The sequence below is a fragment of the Nonomuraea sp. NPDC050394 genome (genome assembly GCF_044459065.1).
Lineage (GTDB): Bacteria > Actinomycetota > Actinomycetes > Streptosporangiales > Streptosporangiaceae > Nonomuraea.
In genome coordinates, this window is the sequence record NZ_JBITIO010000011.1 from 13,255 (window position 1) to 34,816 (window position 21,562).

19 protein-coding genes and 1 pseudogene are annotated in these 21,562 nt (G+C 70.2%); 10 read left to right on the top strand and 10 right to left on the bottom strand.

Going from position 1 to position 21,562, the window contains the following annotated elements; all coding sequences use genetic code 11:
• Positions 1 to 3: 3 nt before the first annotated feature.
• Together ACIBKY_RS35270 and ACIBKY_RS35275 are read right to left on the bottom strand one after the other, a co-directional pair.
• A complete protein-coding gene (locus tag ACIBKY_RS35270) occupies positions 4 to 819 on the bottom strand; it encodes a carbohydrate ABC transporter permease (RefSeq protein WP_397103623.1) in 816 nt (271 codons plus the stop codon).
• The gene (locus tag ACIBKY_RS35275; RefSeq protein ID WP_397103624.1) at positions 816 to 1,679 is read right to left on the bottom strand and encodes a carbohydrate ABC transporter permease; all 864 of its coding nucleotides are present in this window, start codon (positions 1,677 to 1,679) and stop codon (positions 816 to 818) included. Before ACIBKY_RS35275 ends, ACIBKY_RS35270 begins: the two co-directional genes overlap by 4 nt.
• A gap of 155 nt (positions 1,680 to 1,834) precedes the next feature.
• Between ACIBKY_RS35275 and ACIBKY_RS35280 the strand changes: the two genes are divergently transcribed.
• From ACIBKY_RS35280 to ACIBKY_RS35305, 6 genes are read left to right on the top strand one after another with little or no spacing between them, the layout of a single operon-like run.
• Positions 1,835 to 3,076, top strand: a complete 1,242-nt coding sequence (locus ACIBKY_RS35280; RefSeq protein WP_397103626.1) for an ABC transporter substrate-binding protein — start codon at positions 1,835 to 1,837, stop codon at positions 3,074 to 3,076.
• Positions 3,060 to 4,052, top strand: a complete 993-nt coding sequence (locus ACIBKY_RS35285; protein WP_397103628.1) for a Gfo/Idh/MocA family protein — start codon at positions 3,060 to 3,062, stop codon at positions 4,050 to 4,052. Before ACIBKY_RS35280 ends, ACIBKY_RS35285 begins: the two co-directional genes overlap by 17 nt.
• Entirely contained in the window at positions 4,049 to 5,614 is a 1,566-nt protein-coding gene (locus ACIBKY_RS35290; RefSeq protein ID WP_397103630.1) for a heparinase II/III family protein, read from the top strand. Before ACIBKY_RS35285 ends, ACIBKY_RS35290 begins: the two co-directional genes overlap by 4 nt.
• Positions 5,598 to 6,332, top strand: a complete 735-nt coding sequence (locus ACIBKY_RS35295; RefSeq protein ID WP_397103632.1) for an amidohydrolase family protein — start codon at positions 5,598 to 5,600, stop codon at positions 6,330 to 6,332. The genes ACIBKY_RS35290 and ACIBKY_RS35295 overlap by 17 nt, the downstream gene beginning before the upstream one ends.
• On the top strand, positions 6,329 to 7,135 hold the full coding sequence (locus tag ACIBKY_RS35300; RefSeq protein WP_397103634.1) for an amidohydrolase family protein: 807 nt from the start codon (positions 6,329 to 6,331) through the stop codon (positions 7,133 to 7,135). Before ACIBKY_RS35295 ends, ACIBKY_RS35300 begins: the two co-directional genes overlap by 4 nt.
• 14 nt (positions 7,136 to 7,149) lie before the next feature.
• Positions 7,150 to 8,457 carry a GTP cyclohydrolase IIa gene (locus ACIBKY_RS35305; protein WP_397103636.1) on the top strand — a complete coding sequence of 436 codons (1,308 nt, stop codon included), beginning with the start codon at positions 7,150 to 7,152 and terminating at the stop codon, positions 8,455 to 8,457.
• Between the two features lie 515 nt (positions 8,458 to 8,972).
• On the opposite strand, the gene ACIBKY_RS35310 is transcribed toward ACIBKY_RS35305, so the two are convergent.
• Positions 8,973 to 9,359, bottom strand: a complete 387-nt coding sequence (locus ACIBKY_RS35310) for a cytidine deaminase (protein ID WP_397104302.1) — start codon at positions 9,357 to 9,359, stop codon at positions 8,973 to 8,975.
• 537 nt (positions 9,360 to 9,896) lie between these two features.
• Here ACIBKY_RS35310 and ACIBKY_RS35315 point away from each other — a divergent pair.
• Together ACIBKY_RS35315 and ACIBKY_RS35320 are read left to right on the top strand one after the other, a co-directional pair.
• Complete coding sequence (locus ACIBKY_RS35315; RefSeq protein ID WP_397103638.1) at positions 9,897 to 10,622, top strand: DUF433 domain-containing protein; 726 nt, start codon at positions 9,897 to 9,899, stop codon at positions 10,620 to 10,622.
• Between the two features lie 7 nt (positions 10,623 to 10,629).
• Positions 10,630 to 11,073: a hypothetical protein gene (locus ACIBKY_RS35320; RefSeq protein ID WP_397103640.1), complete on the top strand. Its 444-nt coding sequence runs from the start codon at positions 10,630 to 10,632 to the stop codon at positions 11,071 to 11,073.
• 350 nt (positions 11,074 to 11,423) lie between these two features.
• Here the strand turns inward: ACIBKY_RS35320 and ACIBKY_RS35325 are convergent, their stop codons facing one another.
• The 5 genes from ACIBKY_RS35325 to ACIBKY_RS35345 are packed head-to-tail and all read right to left on the bottom strand — an operon-like array spanning position 11,424 to position 16,248.
• Positions 11,424 to 12,164 (bottom strand): sugar isomerase domain-containing protein, encoded by a 741-nt coding sequence (locus tag ACIBKY_RS35325; RefSeq protein ID WP_397103642.1) that lies wholly within the window; start codon positions 12,162 to 12,164, stop codon positions 11,424 to 11,426.
• Positions 12,161 to 13,405: a hypothetical protein gene (locus ACIBKY_RS35330; protein WP_397103644.1), complete on the bottom strand. Its 1,245-nt coding sequence runs from the start codon at positions 13,403 to 13,405 to the stop codon at positions 12,161 to 12,163. Before ACIBKY_RS35330 ends, ACIBKY_RS35325 begins: the two co-directional genes overlap by 4 nt.
• The gene (locus ACIBKY_RS35335; RefSeq protein ID WP_397103646.1) at positions 13,402 to 14,304 is read right to left on the bottom strand and encodes a BadF/BadG/BcrA/BcrD ATPase family protein; all 903 of its coding nucleotides are present in this window, start codon (positions 14,302 to 14,304) and stop codon (positions 13,402 to 13,404) included. The genes ACIBKY_RS35330 and ACIBKY_RS35335 overlap by 4 nt, the downstream gene beginning before the upstream one ends.
• 15 nt (positions 14,305 to 14,319) lie before the next feature.
• Positions 14,320 to 15,396, bottom strand: a complete 1,077-nt coding sequence (locus tag ACIBKY_RS35340) for a helix-turn-helix transcriptional regulator (protein ID WP_397103648.1) — start codon at positions 15,394 to 15,396, stop codon at positions 14,320 to 14,322.
• A gap of 9 nt (positions 15,397 to 15,405) precedes the next feature.
• Positions 15,406 to 16,248 (bottom strand): fumarylacetoacetate hydrolase family protein, encoded by an 843-nt coding sequence (locus ACIBKY_RS35345; RefSeq protein WP_397103650.1) that lies wholly within the window; start codon positions 16,246 to 16,248, stop codon positions 15,406 to 15,408.
• Positions 16,249 to 16,363: 115 nt separating this feature from the next.
• Between ACIBKY_RS35345 and ACIBKY_RS35350 the strand changes: the two are divergent.
• Positions 16,364 to 17,515 (top strand): annotated as a pseudogene (locus ACIBKY_RS35350) (aspartate aminotransferase family protein); the annotation flags it as partial.
• Between the two features lie 12 nt (positions 17,516 to 17,527).
• Here the strand turns inward: ACIBKY_RS35350 and ACIBKY_RS35355 are convergent.
• Positions 17,528 to 18,547 (bottom strand): EamA family transporter, encoded by a 1,020-nt coding sequence (locus ACIBKY_RS35355; RefSeq protein WP_397103652.1) that lies wholly within the window; start codon positions 18,545 to 18,547, stop codon positions 17,528 to 17,530.
• A 138-nt stretch (positions 18,548 to 18,685) separates the two neighbouring features.
• On the opposite strand from ACIBKY_RS35355, the gene ACIBKY_RS35360 reads away from it, so the two are divergent.
• On the top strand, positions 18,686 to 19,144 hold the full coding sequence (locus tag ACIBKY_RS35360; RefSeq protein WP_397103654.1) for a rhodanese-like domain-containing protein: 459 nt from the start codon (positions 18,686 to 18,688) through the stop codon (positions 19,142 to 19,144).
• Between the two features lie 1,107 nt (positions 19,145 to 20,251).
• On the opposite strand, the gene ACIBKY_RS35365 is transcribed toward ACIBKY_RS35360, so the two are convergent.
• Positions 20,252 to 21,541, bottom strand: coding sequence for a transcriptional regulator (locus ACIBKY_RS35365; protein ID WP_184958865.1), 1,290 nt, complete (start codon positions 21,539 to 21,541; stop codon positions 20,252 to 20,254).
• Positions 21,542 to 21,562: the final 21 nt, after the last annotated feature.

Genomic DNA, 21,562 nt, shown 5'->3' on the forward strand with positions numbered 1-21,562 from the left:
CGGTCAGCCTTTCACTGCGCCTCGCATGCCTTCGAGGACGTGGCGTTGCATGAGCATGAAAACGACGACCACCGGGATGATCGAGATGATCGTCCCGGCGGCGAGGGTCCTGACGTCGGTGCCGGTGATCCCGGCCAGATAGGCGATCCCGAGCGCGATCGGGTACTTGGCCGAGTCCTTGAGCACGACCAGCGGCCAGATGAAGCTGTTCCAGACGGAGATGAAGCCGAAGATGGCGAGGATGGCCAGCGTGGGCCGGGCGGCGGGCAGCATCACATGCCAGAAGATGCGCAGCTCGTGGCAGCCGTCGGTGCGGGCGGCGTCCACGATCTCGCGCGGCACCCCGGCGAACGTCTGCCGGAGCAGGAAGATCCCGAACGCCGACAGCAGGCCGGGCAGGATCACCCCGGCATAGGTGTCGGCCATGCCGAGCTGCGAGACCACGAGGAAACGCGGGATGAGCATGACCTCGCCCGGCAGGAACATCGTGGACAGGATCGCCAGGAAGATCAGGTTCCGGCCGCGAAAGCGCAGCCGCGCCAGCGGGTACGCGCACAGCGCCGAGACCAGCACGTACGCCGGGACCATCGCGCCCACGTAGATGACCGAGTTGAGCAGATAGCGGGGGAACGGGATCGCCGTCCACGCCTCCTTCACCCAGTCCAGGACCGGCGGCCGGGGGATGATGTCGGGCGGGAAGGCGAAGACCGCCTGGCCGGACGGCTTCAGTCCCGACGACAGCAGGATGAGGAACGGGCCGACGAAGACCAGGGCGATCGCAGTGAGCAGGACGTACATCCCGATGTTGCGTGTTCTCACGACTTCCCCCTGGTGAGGCGGTGGTTGAGTATCGCCAGCGCGATCATGACCACCCAGAGGACGAGGCCGATGGCGCTGGCGTAGCCCATCTCGTAGTGCTCGAAGCCGGCCGACCAGATGTAGTAGCCGAGGGTCAGCGTCGCGTCCTGCGGTCCGCCCCGGGTCATGACGTACACCGAGGTGAAGGCCTGCATCGCGTCGAGCATCTCCATCGTGAACGCGACGGCGATGTACGGGATCATGAGCGGCACGGTGATGCGCCGCAGCCGGTCCCAGGCGGTGGCGCCGTCGACGCGGGCCGCCTCGTAGAGCGAGGTGTCGATGGTCTGCAGCCCGGCGAGGTAGATCATCATGTAGAAGCCCATGCTCTTCCAGCCCTCGACCAGGATGAGCGCGGGCAGCGCCCAGAACGGGTCGAGCAGGTACTGGATCGGCTGGTCCAGCAGGCCGGCGCCGGTGAGGATCCAGTTGAGCACGCCCTGCTGGTTGAAGACGTACTCCCAGGCCACGGCCACCGCGACCATCGAGGTGACCACCGGCAGGTAGTAGAGCATCCGGAAGGTCCTGATCCCCGGCAGCTTCTGGTTCACGAGTACGGCCAGCAGCAGCGGCAGCACGACCAGCAGCGGGAACAGCCCGATCAGGAACAACACCGAGTTGAGCGTCGCGGTCCAGAACTTCTCGTCGCCCAGGAGGCGCACGAAGTTGTCCACTCCGACGAAGGCCGGCGGCGAGACCACGTCGTACTTCATGAACGACAGCTGGATCGCGGTGACGGCGGGCCAGACGAAGAAGACCCCGAACAAGGCCAGGGCCGGGAGGGCGAAGAGGTAGGGGGTGTACCACCGCTGTCCGGGCATTGGTAGTCCTAAAGATGGATAACGGCGGGCCAGAATTTTCTGCAGCGTACATAGCCCGGGGATTGACGGCAAGAGCGCGTCCTGCCATTGTGCCGAAAGTAGCGATTAAGGACGGCCACATGTCAAGCAGAAGCTTCTTAGTAGCGGCTCTCGCGTTGTCCCTCTTCGCGACCGGCTGCGTCGCCGGTACCTCCGGAGCCGCGGAAGGCGGCGACGACCAGCCCTTCGAGGGCGAGGTCGAGTTCTGGACGATCAACCTGAAGAAGAACTACAGCGACTACATCAACGGCCTGATCGCCGACTACCAGAAGCAGCACCCCCAGGTCACGGTCAAGTGGGTCGACGTGCCCGGCCAGGAGAGCGCCACGAAGCTGCTGGCCGCCGTGGCCAGCGGCGAGGTGCCCGACGCGGTCAACGTCAGCTCGATCGAACTAGGCCGTTTCACGCCGTCGCTCGAACCGCTCGACACCTACTTCACCCAGACCGACCTCGCCGACTTCCAGCCGAACCTGGTCGAGCCGCTGCGTACCGGCGGAAAGCTCTACGCCGTGCCCTGGTACAACGGCGGCGCGCCCGTCGCGATGTACCGCAAGTCGGTGATGGACAAGGTCGGCTTCGACCCCGCCAAGCCTCCGGCCAGCTACGACGAGGCCCTCGCACTGGCCGACAAGGTCTACGGGAAGACCAAGGTCAACGGGTTCAACGCGATCCCCGACCACAACACGCTGCGCTACTACGGCGTCGAGCTGCTCAGCCCCGACAAGAAGAAGGCCGTGTTCAACACGCCGCAGGCCGCCGAGGTGCTGGAGAAGTTCAAGAAGAGCTACGCGGCCAAGGGCATCGCGCCCGGCGCCGTCTCCAAGGACATCCGCAACCTCCCGCAGACGCTGGAGAACGGCCAGGTCGCCTTCAAGGCGCACGCGAACGCCGCCGAGCTGCTCAACGTGCAGAAGAACGCGCCCGACGTCTACAAGGACCTGCTCGTCACGGCGCCGGTCCAGATGAGCACCGGGGGCAACCTGCTGCTCGCCCAGCAGGCCTTCTCCATCCCCAAGGCGTCCACGAACAAGAAGGCCGCCGCGGAGTTCATCAAGTACTTCACCAACGGCGCCAACCAGCTCGCCTTCTGCAAGATCGTGCCGATCTATCCCTCGACGGTCTCCTCGACCAAGGACACGTTCTTCACCGGCGTCTCCGGCGACGACCCGATGGCCATGGCCAGGAGCGTGATCGTGAAGGGGCTGCCCCAGCTGAAGTACACCCCGATCGGCACCAACAAGGACGCGGAGCTGGGCGAGCTGCTCTCCGAAGAGGTGAGGGCCTTCCTCACGGGTACCAAGAGCGCGAAGGAAGCGCTCGACACTGCAGAGAAGCGATGGAATGACGCACTTGCCTAAGCTCAGAGTAGGGATCATCGGCGCCGGGATCATGGGCCGCGGGCACGCCGAGGTGCTCACCGCCCACCCCGACGTCGAGCTCACCGCGGTCTCCCGCAGCCCCCTGGGAGAGGCGGCCGTCTACTCCGACTACCGCGACCTGATCGCCTCCGGCACGGTCGACGCCGTCTCGATCACCACGCCCGACCACCTGCACGCCGACATGATGGTCGCCGCCGCGCGGGCCGGGCTGCACATCCTGGTCGAGAAGCCGTTCACGACCACCGTCGCCGACGCCGACCGCGCGGTCGCCGCCATCCGCGAGGCGGGCGTGGTCGCGATGTGCCTGTTCAACCACCGCTGGGTGCCCGCCTACGCGCAGGCCAAGGAGCAGATGGCGCTGGTCGGCGAGCCGGTCGTGGGGTACGCCCGCAAGGACGACACCATCTACGTGCCCACCGAGATGATCCGCTGGGCCGACCAGACCAGCTGCGCCTGGTTCCTGTCCAGCCACGACATCGACCTGCTCAGCTGGCTCTACGACGACCGCGTGGTGGAGGTGTTCGCCACCGCCCGCCACGGCAAGCTGCGCGGCATGGGCATCGAGACCCCCGACGCGATGCAGATCCAGGCCCGCTTCGGCCGGGGCGCCGTCGCCACCTTCGAGTCCGCCTGGATCTACCCGAACACCTTCCCGACCATGGTCGACAGCTACGTCACCGTGGTCGGCGAGGACGGCGTCATCCAGCTCGACCGTCAGAAGGAGAACATCCAGGTGGCCACCGCCAAGGCCTACGCCTACCCGCGCAACATGCTCCAGCGCGTCGTGCACGGCGTGCCCGCCGGAGCCTACCGCGACGCCATCCACCACTTCGTCGACTGCGCGCGCACCGGGACCGAGCCGCTGATCAGCGTCGAGAGCTCGCGCGACGTGACCGCCGTGCTGGCCGCCGCGCACGAGTCCGCCCGCACCGGGCTTCCGGTGAGGCTCGCATGACCGCCTATGTGGAGAAGCCGCCGCATGTGCACCCGACCCGGATGCGCCACATTCCCGACGCGGATCTGCCGGAGCTGGGCCGTACCTGGAGATGGCGGGCGCCCGTCCCCGCCGGCATGCCCGCGGACGCCGCCGACGACCTGATCGGCATCGAGGTCGACTTCCTGGACAAGGGCCACGGCCGCTCCCGCCTGTACGGTTTCCACTACCTGCGCTGGATGACCCCGCTGATCGCCGCCTACACCGAGACCGGCGAGCAGCGCTACGCCGACACCTGGGAGCGTCTGTTCCTGCAGTGGTACGCCGACCGCGACCGGGTGCGCGGTGACTGGCCCGGTCTCGACGTGGTCTGGTACTCGCTCGGCGTGTGCGCCCGCGGCATGTACCTCACCCACGCCCTGCACGTCTTCGGCACGGCCCTGGGCGAGCGGTGCAGAAGGGAGATGCTGAAGACGGTCATCGGCGGCGCGCGCTGGTCGGCCGAGGAGCACGACGAGTTCCGCCACGGCAACTGGCAGTTCGCGACCGTCTGCGAGCTCCTGCACCTGGCCCGCGTCTTCGCCGACCTGCCGGAGGCCGAGTCGTGGGCGGAGGTGGCGCTGGCCCGCATCCACGAACACCTGGAGCGCGACGTACGCGCCGACGGCGGCCACCACGAACGCTCGCCCGGCTACCACGGCATGTGCCTGGACGCGCTCAAGCGGGCCGCCGCCGTCGAGCCGTCGCTGGCCGCACACCCCCGCTACCCGCTCATGCACGACTGGCTGGCCGCGCTGACCACGTCGGGCGGCTGGGTGCCGCACCTGCAGGACAGCGGTGTGGTCTGGCCGGTCGGCATCGACCCTTTGCCCGGTCCGGTCAACCTTGAGGCCAGCGGGTACGCGGTGCTGCGGGGCGGCGGCTTCCACACCGTGATCAACTACGGGCCGTATGTCGGGCATGAGCTGGAGCCGCACAGCCACCACGCCGCGCTCGACTTCGTCATCGAGGGATGGGGTGTGCCGCTGGCGTGGGAGGGCGGCGGGCCGCCGTCGTATGACGACCCGGGCTACTACGACTGGTATCAGGCGACCAGGGCGCACAACACGTTGCTGGTGCCCGGACAGGAGTACGAGGAGGATCGGCGGGCTTCGTGCGACCTGTTCCGGATTTTTCGCGATAGGCAGGTCTTCGAGGGACATCATTTCGGCTACGGGCAGCGCCACGACCGGCAAATCGTCTTCGTACCCGACCCCGGCTACTGGGTCGTCTCCGACCGCATCGACACGGAGGCGATCTGGCAGCTCCACGCCCTGTCGCCCTGGCGCCGCCACGGGGACGGGTTCGTGACGGAGAAGGGTCCCGGGCTGCTGGCCGTACCCCTGGAGGCGCCCGACGAGGTCCTGCACGGGAACGGTCCCGCGCGCATCCCCGACCCCAAGGCCAGGACCGCCGAGTACGGCGAGATCCACACCCTCGGACTGCGCCGCGCCGACGGCCGGTTCACCGTCGGCCTCTTCCCCTTCCGCGACCAGCCCCCCACGATCCCCGACGGATGGACGGTTCATGCTGATCGACGCTGACGCGATGCTCGGCCGGCACCCCCGCAGGGACGTCGGCCAGGGCACGGTCACGCAGGCGCTGGCCAGAATGGACCGCTTCGGCATCGCCGAGGCGCTCGTGAGCCACAGCTGGTCGTGGCTGCACGACCCGCACCAGGGCAATCTCAAGATCGTCAAGTTGACCGAGGGACAGCCCAGGCTGCGCCCCTGCTGGGTGATGCTGCCCGACACCTGCGACGAGACCGCGAACTTCGTCACCTCCGCCCTGGACAACGGCGTCGCCGCCGTCCGCGCCTACCCCGCCGACCACGGCTACGACCTCGCGGGCAAGGACACCGCCCGCGTGCTCGACGCCCTCGCCGAGGCCGGGCTGCCGCTGCTGCTCGACGCGCCGCAGGCCGGCTGGCCCACCGTCGAGGCCGTCGCCGCCGCCCGCCCCGGCCTCGCCGTCGTCGTGGGCGGCCTCGGATACCGCCTGCTCAGGCAGGCGGCGGGCGTGCTCGCCCGCACACCCAACGTCCATCTCGGGCTGGCCAACCTCTCCTCCCATTGCGGCCTCGAATGGCTCGTCGAGAGGTACGGCCCGCGCCGCCTCGTCTTCGGCACCGGCGCCCCCACCAGAGACCCGGCCGAGGCGCTCACCCGGCTCCTCTGGTCGGAACTGGACGACGAGAGCGTGGCCGCCATCGGCTCCGGCAACGTGCTGGGCCTGCTGCGTCAGGAAGCGAGGGCCGCGTGAGCATCGAGACCGCCGTGTGGAGCCGCCGTCCCCAGACCGGGGTGCGGATCGTGGACGCGCACGCGCACGCCGGGCCGTACAGCCTGTTCTTCATTCCCGAGGCCGGGCCCGAGGCGATGGTGCGGGTCATGGACCGGTGCGGGGTCGCGCACGCGGTCCTGTCCAGCCACCTCGCCATCCAGCTCGACGCCACCGAGGGCAACGAGCGGACCGCCGAGATCGTCCGGGGCGCGCCCGACCGGTTCACCGGGTACCTGACCGTCAACCCCTGGCAGGATCCCGTGGGGGAACTCGGGCGGTGGGGGGACGATCCGTGCTTCGGGGGGATCAAGCTCCATCCCGACCTGCACGACTATCCGCTCACCGGGCGGCGGTACGCGCCGGTGTGGGAGTTCGCGCAGCGGACCGGGTGCCCGGTGCTGACGCACAGCTATGACGGCTCGCCGTACAACGATCTCGGGCAGGTGGAGGAGGTGGCCGCCCGGCATCCCGGGGCGACCATCCTGGCCGGGCATGCCGGGGCCACGCCGCTGGGCTTCGACCTCGCGATCGAGGCGGCGCAGCGACAGCCCGGACTCATCCTGGAAGTCTGCGGCTCCTTCAACAGCGGGCCCGACATCGTCAGAATGGTGTCGGAGGTCGGAGCGGGCCGGGTGGTCTACGGCTCCGACTTCCCGTTCATCGATCTTCGCATGTCGCTCGGCCGGGTAATCTTCAGTGGCCTCGCCGAGGAGGACCGTGCGGCGGTCCTCGGCGGGACGATGACGCGACTCCTGCAGTGGCGATCCGGACTGGAGAGATAACGATCATGGATCGGTTGCGATCCGAGACGCGGTCGAGGGTGGCCATCGGGGTCGTCGGGCCGCCCGACCTGGTCGAGCAGATCATGATGATCGGCGCCGACCTGCCCGCCGCCGCCGACTGGCGGCTGGTGGGCGCGCCGCTGGCCGGTGAGCACGAGACGTACGAGAAGTTCTCCAAGATCGCCGACAGTATTGACGTGGCCCTGTTCACCGGGCCGCTCCAGTACGACCTCGCCCGGCAGGGCGGCGAACTGCCCATGCCGGCCACGTTCGTGCCCATGAGCGGGGCCAGTCTCTATGCCGCCCTGCTGCGCGGGGTGCTCGCCGACGGCATCGATCCGGCCAGGGTCAGCATCGACTCGTTGCCGGCGGCCGACGTCGAAGAGGCCTACGGGGAGATCGGCGTCAGCACCGCGGGGGTGCACCTTTCCGAGTACGACCAGCCGGAGTCCGCCCGCGGGTTCATCGGCTTCCACGAGCAGCTTCATCGGCAAGGGGTGACCACGGCCGCGCTCACCACGATAAGGAGTGTGGCCAAGGCGCTCACCGCCGCCGGGGTGCCGGTGCTGCGGATGCTGCCCACCTCCCACACCTTGAGGCTGGCGCTGAACACGGCGGCACTTCTCGGTACGGGGAGCCGGCTGGAAGAGGGGCAGATCGCCATCGCCGTGGTCGAACTGGCCGCCTCCGCTCGGCCCAGCTACTCAGGGCCCGGCAACTACTGGCAGCAGGAACTGAAGCTCTCCCTTCACCAGTCGCTGCTGGCAGACGCTCGGGTGATGGGTGCCACCGTGGTGCCGCGCGATGAGAACAGCTACGTCGTCACCGCCACGGTCGGTGCGCTCGCACAGGCCACCGATGGGTTCCGGGTCGCACCGTTCATGGACCGGGTGCGGTCGGAGGCGGGGGTGCCGGTCGAGGTGGGGATCGGGCTCGGTACCACCGCGCGGGACGCCGACGCCAACGCGCTGGTCGCCGTCGAGAAGGCCAGGAACGCCGGGGCGGCGGCGGCCTACATGGTCAGCGGAGACGGGACCGTTCTTTCCCTGCCGCTACGGCAGCGCAGACGGGCCGAAAGCGAGCCGGTCACCGCGACCAAGGGGGGCAAGCTCCTGGAACGCCTGGTGGCGGGGCTCGGCGATGGGCCGGAGGCGCTGGTGGTGGACGCCGAGATCGTGGCCGACGTGCTGGCGGTGGCGCCGCGATCGGCCCGCCGGGTTCTGCAGAGTCTGGCGGAGGAGGGGCTGGCTTGGCCGATGCCGCCGGTAAAGGGCTCCCAAGCGGGCCGCCCCCGCCAGCCGTACCGGTTGGTCCGCCCCTGAAGGACAAGGTCCTCGCTCCGCCCGGGCGTTCTGCCTGGCCCACCCGTTGCCTGCTTGGGTGGTCGGCCAGTTGGATCCCGCCCCGGCCGAATGGTCCTCGCTCCGCTCGGGCGTTCTGCCTGGCCCACCCGTTGCCTGTCTGGGTGGTCAGCCAGTTGGATCCCGCCCCGGCCGATAGGTCCTCGCTCCGCTCGGGCGTCCTTGATCGAGCGCGCCTTCGGCGCGCGGCTTGCGCGTTCTGTTGAGCAGGGAGCTTGAGACGCCGCCTTGGCCGACATCAGGCTGACTCTCACCGGCCGAACCACCATGGGACCTACGACTGGCCAGATCCCGCCATCGGCAAAACGCTCTAGTTGGAGGCCTTGCGCAGCCCGGAAAGCAGCCGGATGCCCCAGCCTTCCTGGTGATCACCGCGAACGCCGATGTCCTCGGCCTTTCCCTCGGCGAGGTGTGGGGCAGGGATCAGCCGGCCCGGCGGCGGGGCCGACCCGTGCCCGGCCGGCTTCGTGAGACGCCTATTCGAGCTGGTGGTCGGCCCAGACGTAGCTCGCGGGCAGGAGTTCGGTGATGGGCACCGTCCGCAAGCCGTTCTCGCCGCCGATGATCACCCTGATGCCGGGGAAGTAGTCGAGGAGGACCTGACGGCACCGGCCGCATGGGGGCACGACGCCGCGCTCGCGGTCGCCGACGGCGACGATGGTGTCCAGCTCGTACGCGCCCTGGGCGGCCGCCGTCCCGATGACGACCAGCTCGGCACATGGTCCGCCGGTGAAGTGGTAGGCGTTCACCGCAGTGATGATCCGGCCGTCCCGGGCACGGGCCGCGGCGGCCATGGTGTGGTTGTCGCCCCGGCAGTGCGTTCGGGCCACGTGCGCGGCCGCCTGGATGAGTTCGTCGTCGATGCCGTGAGTCTAGGTCAGGCGTCGCCCAGGCGCGCCGCCCCGCCAGCCGTACCGGTTGGCCCGTCCCCAAAAGGGCAAGGTCCTCGCTCCGCTCGGCCGCCTTGTACGGCCGTTGCCTGCTTGGGTGGTCAGCCAGTTAGATGCCGTCCCGACCGATAGGTCCTTGCTCCGCTCGGGCGCCTTGCCTGAGGCCCACCCGTTGCCTGTCTGGGTGGTCAGCCAGTTAGATGCCGTCCCGACCGATAGGTCCTCGCTCCGCTCGGGCGCCCTTGATCGAGCGCGCCTTCGGCGCGTGTGGTGAGGCACCCAGGTTCACCGGGAGCCGGCCGACTTTGCCAGACCGAATCGCCCTGAAGACCACGGGCGGCTACGGTGCGTCACCGGAGCCTGTGCGGCATGCGGACCCGAAGACGAGCCGCGCGGCTTCTCGGCTGGTCGATATCGGGGACTCACATGGGCAGCCGGATCATCGGGTAGAGATCGCATGCGTCCCCGCACATCGTTCTCTAGGCTGTGGCTTGAAGGGAGGTGGCAACGATGGTCGTACGCGGCGGCAGGCCCGGTCCTGGCCTGATCAATGACTTCCGCTACGTCACTCCCTTGTACACCAAAGGGCAGGCAGCTGACCTTATCGGCGTGCCTCGGCAGTCGTTCCGCAACTGGGCGGTGGGATATGCCTACAAGCATGTGGACGGCCTGGTCGTGGCGGCCGATCCGCTGGTGACGACCGCGGGCGCGAAGGGGCCGACCGTCCCCTTCGTCGGCCTGGCCGAGGCGTACATGCTCGCTGCCTTCCGCAGTGCCAACGTACCCATGCAGCGGATCCGTCCGGCCATCCGCTGGCTGGAGGAGAACATCGGCCTCGGGCAGGCGCTGGCGAGCGAGAGGCTGATGACCGACGGTGCCGAAGTGCTGTGGGACTTCCGGGAGCGAACGGATGATCCCGCCGAGCGGGAAGCGATCGACGGGCTTGTGGTCATCCGCAGCGGCCAGGGGGTGTTCCGGCCGGTTGTCCGGGACTATCTACGTCGTGTCACGTACCAGGATGGATGGATGCGGGTGATCCATCTCCCCGCGTACGAGCGTGTCGATGTGACCGTCGACCCCTGGATCAACGGTGGTCAGCCCACTCTGGCGCGGCGCGGTATTCGCGTTGCGGACGTACTGAGCCGCTTGGAGGCCGGAGAGGACAGCCGAGAGGTCGCCGAGGACTATGACCTGCGTCTGAACGAGGTTAACGCGCTGCTTTCCCGAGCCGCTTAGGAGACGAATGGCGGGCGAGGCGAGAGAGTCTGGGCTGACCTTCTTCCTCGATCGAGGTTTAGGTTCACGGATTGTGCCGAACGCCCTTCGCGCCGCCGGGTGGGTCCTTGAGACCATGGACGAGCGGTACGGGAAGGATGAGTCTCAGCAGATCGAGGACGTGCGGTGGATTGAGGAAGCCACACTGCGCGCAGACATCCTCCTGTGCAAGGACTTGGCTATCACGCGTAACCTCGTCGAAGCGCGGGTGATCTATATGAGTGGTGCTCGAATTTTTGCCCTCTCCAATGCCGGCGTTGTCGGAAAGGAGATGGCCGGGATCTTTCTCGCCAACGAAGCGAAGATCATCCACATGGCGCAGAGGGTAGCTGAACCCTTTGTATTCGCCGTGGGAGCCGATGGCCTTCGGCGGGCCCGAGTGCGATACCCGGTCGAGGGTTCTGATCTTTGAGCCGCCTTGCCGCCGCACGGTGAGGATGCGCCGGCCGTTGTCGCGGAGCCGCACGATTCCGGTGATGATCCGGAGCCCGATACCGCGGCCGTAGCCGTAGCGGATGCGTGAAGCTGGTGAGATCGAGCGGGCGACGCGGGTCATGGAGCTAAGGCGCACACGTCTCGCCCAAGCACTCGAAGTGCGGCTCAACGTCCAGTTCCAGCCACTCCAGCAGGCATGCTGACCCCGGCCCGCGCCGGATCCTCTCCGCATCCCTGATCAAGGTGCCCCTGTGACAACCGTTCACCCACCTCGTGGACCGTGGACTCGTGCGGCGCGGGTCAGCCATCCGGGCCGTCCGGGAGGGGTCAGGCGTCGCCCAGGCGGACTCGGGGGCCGTAGGTGCGCAGAAGCGCCGCGTTGTGGGCGTCGCCGCCCGGTGTGTTGGCTGAGCGGAAGATCGGGGGAGCTACTCCGGCGTTCAGGTGGTGGCCGACGACTTCGGCCACCAGCATCTGGGCTGCCAGTACGCCGGTGAGGTTGGAGATCGGGCAGATCGTGGTGCCGTCGGGCAGGGGGAGGGCGGCGTCGCCGTACGGGGCGCCGTTGTCGATGGTGACGTGTGCGAGGTCGGCGAGGCGCGGGCCGGAGGGCAGGCGGGTCGTGTGCGCGCGGGAGGTGATCGCGATGACCTGGTGGCCGTGGTTCACCGCCAGCTGGGCCATCTCGACGATGGCGGCGTTGCCGCCGGAGTTGGAGATGATGACGAAGATGTCCTCGGGCCGGATGGGGGCGAGGGCCCAGATGCGGGCGGCGAGGCCGGGTTCGCGTTCGATCTTCGGGTCGAGGATGTCGGCGGGGGAGGCGTCGCCGTAGTAGGCCACGTCGCGGATGCCGAGCTGGTTGGCGGGGACCAGGCCGCCGGCCCGGCCGACGAGTTCGAGGGCGATGGAGCGGGAGTGGCCGGTGCCGAACGCCTGGAGCACGCCGCCTGCCCGCAACGACTCGTAGATCAGGGTGCCGGCGCGGGCGATCGTGTCCCGTTCCTTGGTCACCAGCCGGTCGATGGCCGATCTGGCGACCTCCGCGTACGCGTCCTGATCGATCACGCTTCCTCCAGTAGCTGTCGTGCGGTGTCGGCGAGCGTCTCGGCGCTGCCGGGGGCGACGGCGCTGACCAGCACCTCGTAGTCGGACCGCCCGTACGCCTCGGCGGTGGGCAGGTAGCCGGGATAGCCGTTGACGTAGCCGAGCACGGCGGTCGGGCCGCGCCCGTTCCTGATGCTCTCGGCCACTCCGAGGAACGGCTCGCCGGGCAGCCCGACCAGCCCCAGCGCCCCGACTCTGGCCACGCTCACGTCCACGGGGATGGTGTCGGTGTTTGACGGGGTGCCGAGGGCTCTGGCGCGTACGCCTTCCAGCCTGCTGCGCGCCAGCCGGGCGGCCACCGGGTCACCCGCGGCCGTGGCGTGCTCGTAGGCGGTGGCGAGCGAGCCGGGGTCGGCGTCCCGCCGGGCCCGGCGCAGGTCGCGGCGTGCCCGTGCCGTCCCGATCCGGTCGGTACCCGTCCAGGCCCGGTCACCCGGCTGTGCCAGCAGTTCGACGCAACGGTCGGCGACCAGGCCGCCGAGGCGGTCCAGTTCGGCGGCGTCCTGGCCGAGGCGGGTGAAGCGGGTGCTGACGTTCCCGGCCGCGCCGGTCGCCACCATCACCCACGTGCCGTCCCCGAGCCGCGCCCGCAACGCCCTGCGCACCGCCCCCGCCAGGTCCGCGCTGACCAGGAGGTTGCCGGCGGGCAGCACGGTCGGATGCACCGGCAGCACCACGACGACCCCGGCCGGCCCGCCGTCCTCCCACACCGCGATCACGTCCAGCGGCACCGTCCTGGCCGCGTCCGGCCGGCTGCGGTCGGCGCCGACGCCGTGCAACTCACCGCGATGAGCCGTCCCGTCCGCCGCCCGCTCACTTTCCACAGCCCTGTGTACGGCGGCGCGCACCGCCCCGGAAACCCGCTCCAGCCACGGCCCGGGGGTGACCCCGCCTCCGGGCACACACCCGGTCTCGGGACCCGCGTGGGTGTGGCTGGCCGCCAGCCAAAGCTCACACGCAGTGGTCCGCCGAGCGTGCTCGTCCAGGTTCACGGCCCGGCGGGCGTACTCGGCCAGGTCGGTGTTGACGCAGATCACGTCGGCCACGGCCAGGGCGAAGCGGCGCTCGCCGTCGGACCAGGTGACCGCGCTGACCCGGAGCGGGTCGAGGGTGCCGGTGGAGGGGCCGGGGCGGTCGATGTACCCGCCCATCGGGGTGCCGCCGGGCACGGGCAGTTCGGCGAAGCCGTATCCGACTCTCACCGCGCCGCCTCGCGGTGGCCGACGGTGGCCAGGGGCGCGTAGGGGCCGAGGTCGGGGGCGGCGGCCAGGTGGGCGGCGCCGGTCAGGCTGTCACCGGCCGCCCGGCCGATGCGGGCCAGGGGCAGACGGGCCGTCAGCGCCGACTCGAACCCGGCTCGCAGCCGTTCGTCGCGCAGCAGGCGTCCGGTCCAGGCGACGGGTACCTCGCCGGTGAAGTGGCGTGCGGCGGCGGCCACGGTGCCCGCCAGCTCCGTGGCCGCCGAGTCGACGATCGCGCCGGCCACCGCGTCGGTGGCGGCCAGCTCGAACACGTGCGGGGCGAAGCGGGCGATCCGCGCCACCGCGTCGGGTGCGAGGTAGAGGCGGTGGGGCAGCGTGGCGAGGTCACCGAAGACCTCCCGCGCCCGCGCCGTCAACGGCCCCGCCGGCCCCCGCCCGTCAAAGCCCCGGTAGGCGGCGTCCAGCGCTCGCCGCCCGATCCAGAACCCGCTCCCGGCATCCCCGAACAGAAACCCCCACCCATCCACCTGCACAGCCCCGCCCGGCTGCCGGCGGGGTGGGATGCCGAGGGCGATCGCGCCGGTTCCGGCGGCCAGGACCACGCCGGTCCCGGCCGGAAAGGCGCCCGCGTGCGACGTGACCACGTCCGTGGTGATGATCACCCGCCTCGAACGCTCCAGCAATCGCCGGGCCAGCCGATCGGGCGAGTCCAGGAGGGTGGTCAAGCCGAGGCAGACGGTGTCCACACCTTCGGGGACCTCCAGGCGGGCGAGCACGGCGTCCACAGGCGACCCTTCGGCGTACGAGAGCCCGGCCAGCTCCCTGACCTCTCCTACCCGCCCCCGAGAGGCCAGCGCGACACGCAGCCCGGTCTGCCCGCCGTCGATCGCCAAGTCCATGACACCCCACCCTAGTTACGGTCCGGGCCGAAATCTAGCCCTGCGATACTCCGTGGGCGAACACCCCACATGCCGCCGAAACGCGCTGCGCAATGCCTTCGTGCTCGGATACCCGGTATGCGCGGCGATGACGTCGACAGGCAGCCCCGAACTGGTCAGCAACCGCCGCGCATGCCGTAGCCGCAACCCGGTCAGGTGCCGCAGAAACGTGGTCTGCCGCTCCTCCGCGAACAGATGCGAGATATAGAACGGGCTCGCGCACACGGCGGCCGCCACGTCAGCCAGCCGCAGCCCCGGATCGGTGTAATGGTCGGCGAGGTAGGCCTCGGCCAGCCCGAGGATGTCGCGCCGCGGGGTGGCGGGCAGCAGCCTGCCGAGCCGTTCCTTCAGCCAGATGTGCAGGTAGGAGCGTTCGTGGATGTCGCCGACCGTCACGATGTCCTCGATCGGCAGCCGCGCGCTGGCCTCCACCCAGTCGGTCGAGCCGTCGGCCAGCCGCGCCGGCCCCGCCACGTCCACCACGAACAGCAGTTGGCCGATGAGCCAGTTGCGCAGAATACGCGGGTCCACGCCGGGTTCGCGGGCGCACCGGTCGATCCATCCGGCCAGCAGCCCGGCGGCGCCGTCGCGGTCGCCGGCCCGCACCCGGCGGGTCAGCTCCTGCTCGATGCGCACCGGCGGCGAGGGATGGTCGCCGTCGAAGGCGGGCAGCGTGATCACGCGGTCGCCGCCGAGCACGAGCTTGTAGTCGTTGGCCCGCCTGGCCTCGCGCTCGGCCTCCAGCGGGCCCGATCGGGGCGGGCCGATGCTCACCGTGGCGGTCCAGGCCGTTTCGCGGACGATCCGCGCGCGTACCTCCTCCGCGAGTGTCGCCGCCTCGGACATCAGCGCGTCGGGGTCCGCGCCGGTGAGCAGCACCAGCCACTCCTCCGGCGGTTCCGGGCGCCACGTGACGCCCGGACGGCAGGTCGCCGCCTCGGCCACGGCCCGCGAGGCCCGCCTGAGCTGGCCCTGCGCCCATGGCCGGCCCTGGGCCTGCTCGGAGGCGATGAAGTCGTCGATGTCCACCAGGGCTGCGACGGCGTAGGTCATGCCCCTACTTTAGGCGGACCGAAATTTGACCGTATTGACGAGCGTGCCGACGCCCTCGACCGTGGCCCGCATGGTGTCGCCGTCCTTGAGCGGGGCGATGCCGGCGATCGTCCCGGTGGCGATGAGGTCGCCGGGCATGAGCGTCATCCCGTCCGACAGGTCAGCGATGAGCCGCGGGATCCCGAAGACCATCTGCTTGGTGTTGGCCCGCTGCCTGACCTCGCCGTCCACCTCAAGCGTCAGTTCCAGCGCCTGCGGGTCCTGCACTTCGTCCACGGTCGCGAGGTACGGCCCCGCCGGCGCGAACGTGTCGAACCCCTTGGACTGGTCCCAGGGGACGTTCCTGGAGATGTTGGCCAGTTGGAGGTCGCGCGCGGTCATGTCGTTGATCACGGTGTATCCGGCGACCGCCTCCTTCCAGCGTTCGGCGGGCAGGTCGCGGGTCCGGCGGCCGATCACCACCGCCAGCTCCACCTCGTGTTCGAGGTGCCGGGTGCGGGCGGGCGCGATCACCGGCTGGTTGTGCCCGGTCAGCGCGGAGGGCGGCTTCAGGAACAGCACCGGCTCCGGCGGCACCTCCATGTTGCTCTCCTCGGCGTGCGCCGCGTAGTTGAGCGCCAGGCAGCAGATCTTGGTGCACGTGGCCACGGGCGGCTCGAACAGCACGCCGGCCTCGTCCAGGACCGGCCGGCGCCGTGCCACCTCCTCGGTGAGGCGGTCGAGGCCGTAGGAGTCCAGGAGCGCGACGGGGTCGTCGGTGCCGAGGTCGGCCAGGCTGATCAGGGCGCCGTCGCGCTGGGCGACCAGCTCGACGGGGGCGGAGGCGGTCCGCCGGATGCGTCCAAGGAACATGGTTCTTACCCCATCAAGCCCGCTGGCCGCCCACAAGAACCGAAATTTGCGGTGACGACCCGCTTCTTGCCCTCTTACTGGTGGCCGGAGGGGAGCATCCCCTTTGATGGTCGGCATGAGCCGCACCCTGGACGCCAGCCGCGACCTCTACGCCACCGCCCGGCAGTACATCGCCGGAGGTGTCTCCAGCGACGCCCGCCGTACCTCGGGAGTGCCCCTCTACGTCGAGCGCGCGGCCGGCTCGCGGCTGTGGGACGTGGACGGCAACGAGTACGTCGACTACGTCCTCGGCCAGGGCCCCGCCCTGCTCGGACACTGCCCGCCCGAGGTCGTCGAGGCCGTCGGCGCCCAGGTCGCCCGCGGCATCGTCTACTCCGCGCAGCACGCCGCCGAGGTCCGCGTGGCCGAGCGCCTGTGCGCGATGATCCCCTCGGCCGAGCGCGTCCGCTTCAACACCGTGGGCTCGGAGGCCGCGCACGCCGCCTGGCGCCTGGCGCGCGGCCACACCGGCCGCCGGAAGATCCTCAAGTTCGAGGGCCACTACCACGGCTGGCTGGACCCGGTCCTCTACAGCGTGCACCCCGCCGTGGATCTCGCCGGCCCCGCCGACGCGCCCGTCCCGGTCTCCGGTACGGCAGGCCAGCCCGAAGCCGCCGACCTGGTCATCGCTCCCTGGAACGACCTGGAGACCCTGACCAGGATCATGGACGCCCACGCCGGTCAGATCGCCGCCGTGGTCTGCGAGCCCGTGCTCTGCAACACCGGCGCCATCGCGCCCGAGCCCGGCTACCTGGAGGCCGTACGCGAGCTGTGCGACCGGCACGGCAGCCTGCTCATCTTCGACGAGATCATCACCGGCTTCCGCCTGGCGCCCGGCGGCGCGCAGGAGTACCTGGGCGTCACCCCCGACCTGTCGGTCTTCGGCAAGGCGATGGCCGGCGGCATGCAGGTATCCGCGCTGGCCGGACGGGCCTTCGTCATGGACTCCATCTCCGGCGGCAAGGTCGCGCACGCCGGCACGTTCAACTCCCAGCCCGTCGGCATCGCCGCCGCCGAGGCGACCCTGCGCATCCTGGACGAACGGCGCGAGGAGGTCTACGGCACCCTGTACGCGAGGGGGCGGGCGTTGATGGAGGGCATCCGCGAGGTCGCGGAGAAGGCGGGCGTGCCGCTGCTGGTGGACGGCCCCGGTCCGGTCTTCCAGACGTACTTCACGGACGCGCCGGCCGTACGGGACTATCGGGACTTCGCCCGCACGGACCGCGCCAGAATGGCGCTCCTACACGCGGCGCTGCTCGAGCGGGGGGTCAACATGGTCCCCAGGGGGCTGTGGTTCCTGTCCACCGCGCACACCGAGTCCGACCTCGCCTTCACCGTCGAGGCCTTCGACGGCGCGCTGCGATCGCTTCCGCTCGGTTGAGATCACCAGCGCGACGCCGACCAGGATGACGAGGCCACCGACCATGATCTGGGGCGTGATCACCTCGCCCAGCACGAGGGCGCCGAGCGCGACGGCCACGGCCGGGTTGACGTAGGCGTAGGTGGCGACGAGCGAGATCGGCGCGTTGCCCAGCAGCCACGAGAACGCCGTGAACCCGATCAGCGACCCCACGAGGATCAGGTAGACCAGCGCCAGCCACGACCGGGAGCTGACCGCGGTCACGTCGAGCCGCTCGCCCAGCCCGGTGCCGAGGATCGCCAGCCCGATCCCGCCCACGAGCATCTCCACGGTGGAGGTGGCGAAGGCGTTGGCGGGCATGGCGATCCGGCTGGACAGGAACGACCCGATGGCCCACGACACGGAGGCCAGCAGCACGATCACGATGCCGCCCGTGGCGGCCGCCTCGCCGCCGGTCAGCGAGAGCGCGGCCACACCGCCCAGGCCCACCAGCACGCCCGCGAGCGTCAGGGCCTTGGGCCGGTCGCGCACCACGAACCTGAACACCACCAGCCACAACGGCACGGAGGCGACGAGCAGCGCCGCGAGTCCGGTCGAGATGTACTGCTCGGCGACGGCCAGCATGCCGTTGCCCAGCGTGAGCAGCAGCAGGCCCGCGACCGCGGCGCCGGTGAACTCACGCCCGGTCATCCGGAACGCGCTTTTGCCCTTGCGCAGAAGCAGGAACCCGCCCAGCAGCACCGCCGCGGTGATGAACCGCATGGACCCGCTCAGCATGGGCGGAAGAGTCTCGACCGCGATGCCGATGCCCAGGTAGGTGGATCCCCAGACCACGTAGACAATCGCGAGTGCGCCCCACACCAGGAGCGAGGCACGCCGGTCAGTGGCGTTTGCTTGCATAGCTCATGACAATAGCGCCGCCGACCGACATTTCGGGCCTTGGCGGGATATTAGCGGTAAGAGGCATCTGCGCCACTCGTGGGGTCGCGCGTGGACCGGCAGGATTTCGGACATCGTCCCGAGAAAGGAACCCCGGAGATGTCCGCCGTCACCAGCGTCGCGCCCGCCCCGAACGCCGCCGCCCTCGCCCACTTCGCCGCCCGCCTGGCCTTCGAGACCGACGTCTCCGACGTGGCCGCGGACCTGGAGTCGAGCGCCCCGGGCGTGGCCGTGATCGACTCCCGCAGCGGGGAGAGCTGGGACCAGGGCCACATCTCCGGCGCCCTCCACCTGCCGACCGCCGAGATCGCCACCCGCGCCCGCACCCTGGTCCCTGAGGACGTGACGGTCGTGACCTACTGCTGGGGACCGGGCTGCAACGGCGCCACCCGGGCCGCGCTGGAGTTCGCCAAGCTCGGTTACCGGGTCAAGGAGATGATCGGCGGCTTCGAGTACTGGGCCCGTGAGGGCTTCCCGGTGGAGACGTCCGATGGGGTGGTCCGCAACCCCGTGGACGCACTGACCGCACCGGTCTCGGGCATCGCCTGCGCCTGCTGAGACGGGCGGAGAAGGATTTGGTGCCCCCGTCCGAATCAGTCGATCGGGGGCGAAGAAAACATACCCCACCCGGCCGCAATCAACCCCGATCATCCCCTCGGCGAGTCGCCAAAACCCTCACCCCAAACCCCTGAAACCCCACCACCAGGCAAGACCCCCAAACCGGCCCACCCCGAAACCCCGCACCAGCCCCGCGAACCGAGCTCCGGAGCCTCCCACGCCCCGCGAACGGACCTCCACCTCCCCGCCAGTCCCGCCGGGCCGGCCCCCGCGCCCCGGCGAGTCGCCAAAACCCTCACCCCAAACCCCTGAAACCCCACCACCAGGCAAGACCCCCAAACCGGCCCACCCCGAAACCCCGCACCAGTCCCGCGAACCGAGCTCCGGAGCCTCCCACGCCCCGCGAACGGGCCTCCACCTCCCCGCCAGTCCCGCCGGGCCGGCCCCCGCGCCCTGGCAAGGGCAAGAGACGGGACCCCGCCTCCCACGCCTCGCGAACGGGCCTCTACCTCCCGGCCAGCCGTTGGCCGCGCGTTGCCTCCTGGCATGGGTCGTTGGCGGTGCGACGCCTCCTGGCGTCGGTCGTTGGCCTCGCCTTGCCTTCCGGCCGGAGCCGTAGGTGGGGCGCTCCTGGTTCATGCCACGTCTGTGGGTCGGGCTCCCGGCATGTCCGTGGGGCTGGGCTCTGTGTCCTGGCGGCGGCGATGGGTGGGCATCGGCCGTAGAAAGGGGCTCTGCCTCTGGGTGAGGGTCAAGCCGGTTCTCTGGGGGGTGAAAGGCCGATCCCGCCTCCTGGCAGATGGGCCGGGAGGCGGGATCGGGTTAGGGCCGGGTCCGCCGGTGACGGGGGCCGTTGCGGTGGGGATCACGTCCGACGTGAGAAGCGATCCCCCCGATCGGCGCCCGCCGACGTCGGCGGGTGGCGTGGGCGGTGGCGGCGCCGTAACGGAAAAGGCTCGTTACGAGCAGAACGCCAAGCGGCGCCGTGACGGAACTGCGCGTCACAAGCAGGCCGCACCGAACACCTCAGAGAAGGAAGAAAGGCACCTCCAGGAGATCGTCGGGGTCCGCCGTCCGCGAAAGGGGGAAGGGGGGACGGCGGACCGTTCAGCGGGGACCGAGCTTTTCCACGATCAGCCGGTAAAGCTGGCGGGGACGGCCAGGCTGTGGAGTGCGGTTGGGCGGGAGCGGCCACGCAAGCCCCTCGTCAACCAACGTGCGCAGCAACCGCCGGGCGGTACGCGGCGTGACGCCGAGCATGCGCCCGGCTCCCTCCGCGTCCACCACTGTGTCCCCGCCCTCCAGCTTGGCCGCCAGCCGCGCCAAGACCTCCACGCCCTTGGGTTTGAGCGTGGTGGATCCCTGCGGCGGCATCCTGGGCGCCGGGATCAGCGCGCGGCCCTCGCGGTCCACGGCGAATCCCTGCGCCTGTTTGCCCGCCTGCGTGCGCGCCAGGGCTGCCCTGGCGTGCGACTCGGCGTCATGCGTGGTGCGCCCCATCCCGACGCCCACCTCTACCGCCAGCCCCAGTTCCTCGCGGATCCTGGAGGCGAACGGCAGCACCCTGAATCCGTCTGTCGCGGCCGTGATCGAGCCTCTGGTGGCGGTCACCAGGTAGGCGTGATCGTCGATCGGCCAGACGGTGGCGTTGATCCGGTTCGCTTCCTGGACCAGGAGCCGGTGCAGTGACAGGCGTAGCTCGTCGCGCCAGTAGCGGGGTGCCGCGCGCCGCACGGGTTCGCGCAGCGTAGGCACCTCCACCAGCACCACGGTCAGTTGCGACTCCTCGAGGCGGTGGTGCGCGCCGAGGAGTGCGGCGGTGTGCAACGCTGTGCGCACCGCGCCCGAGGTGGGCCTGATCCTGATGACCGGGACGCCTGCTGTCTGCAGGCGTTCGGCCACTGTGGGCAGGCAGGTCAGGGCGCCTGTGGTGGCGCCCTGCCGCAGCAGACGCTCGTGGTAGGCCGCGATCGTCCCGGTGGCTCCGGGTTCGTCGCGGCTGTGCACATCTGTGGCTGCGATGCCGAGGTCGGTGTAGGCCTCTTCGACCTCGGCCCGTGAGACCACGTCGATGCTGACCCGTTTGGGGTCGATCCGAGTGTCCAGCGCCGCCTTGGCCAAAGCAGCCACCAACGCGCTGCCGCCAAGCTGCACGTAGGTCGCCGGCATGGTCAACACGCCTGATCGCCGGGCCAGGTCATAAGGGACCGGGCTGGCGAACAGGCACGCGTCCACACCGGGACCCAGCCGTGTCACCTTGTCGGGCGCCTCCTGCTCATCTCGATAGGCGGCGGCCACAAGGCGGCACGGCAAGGGCGCGGCTGCGTGACCCATCAGCATGACCCGCTCGACCAGATCGTGCGGGCCGACCACGCCAATGGTCAGATCCGGTGTCATGGCGCCCGGGCGTGACACTCG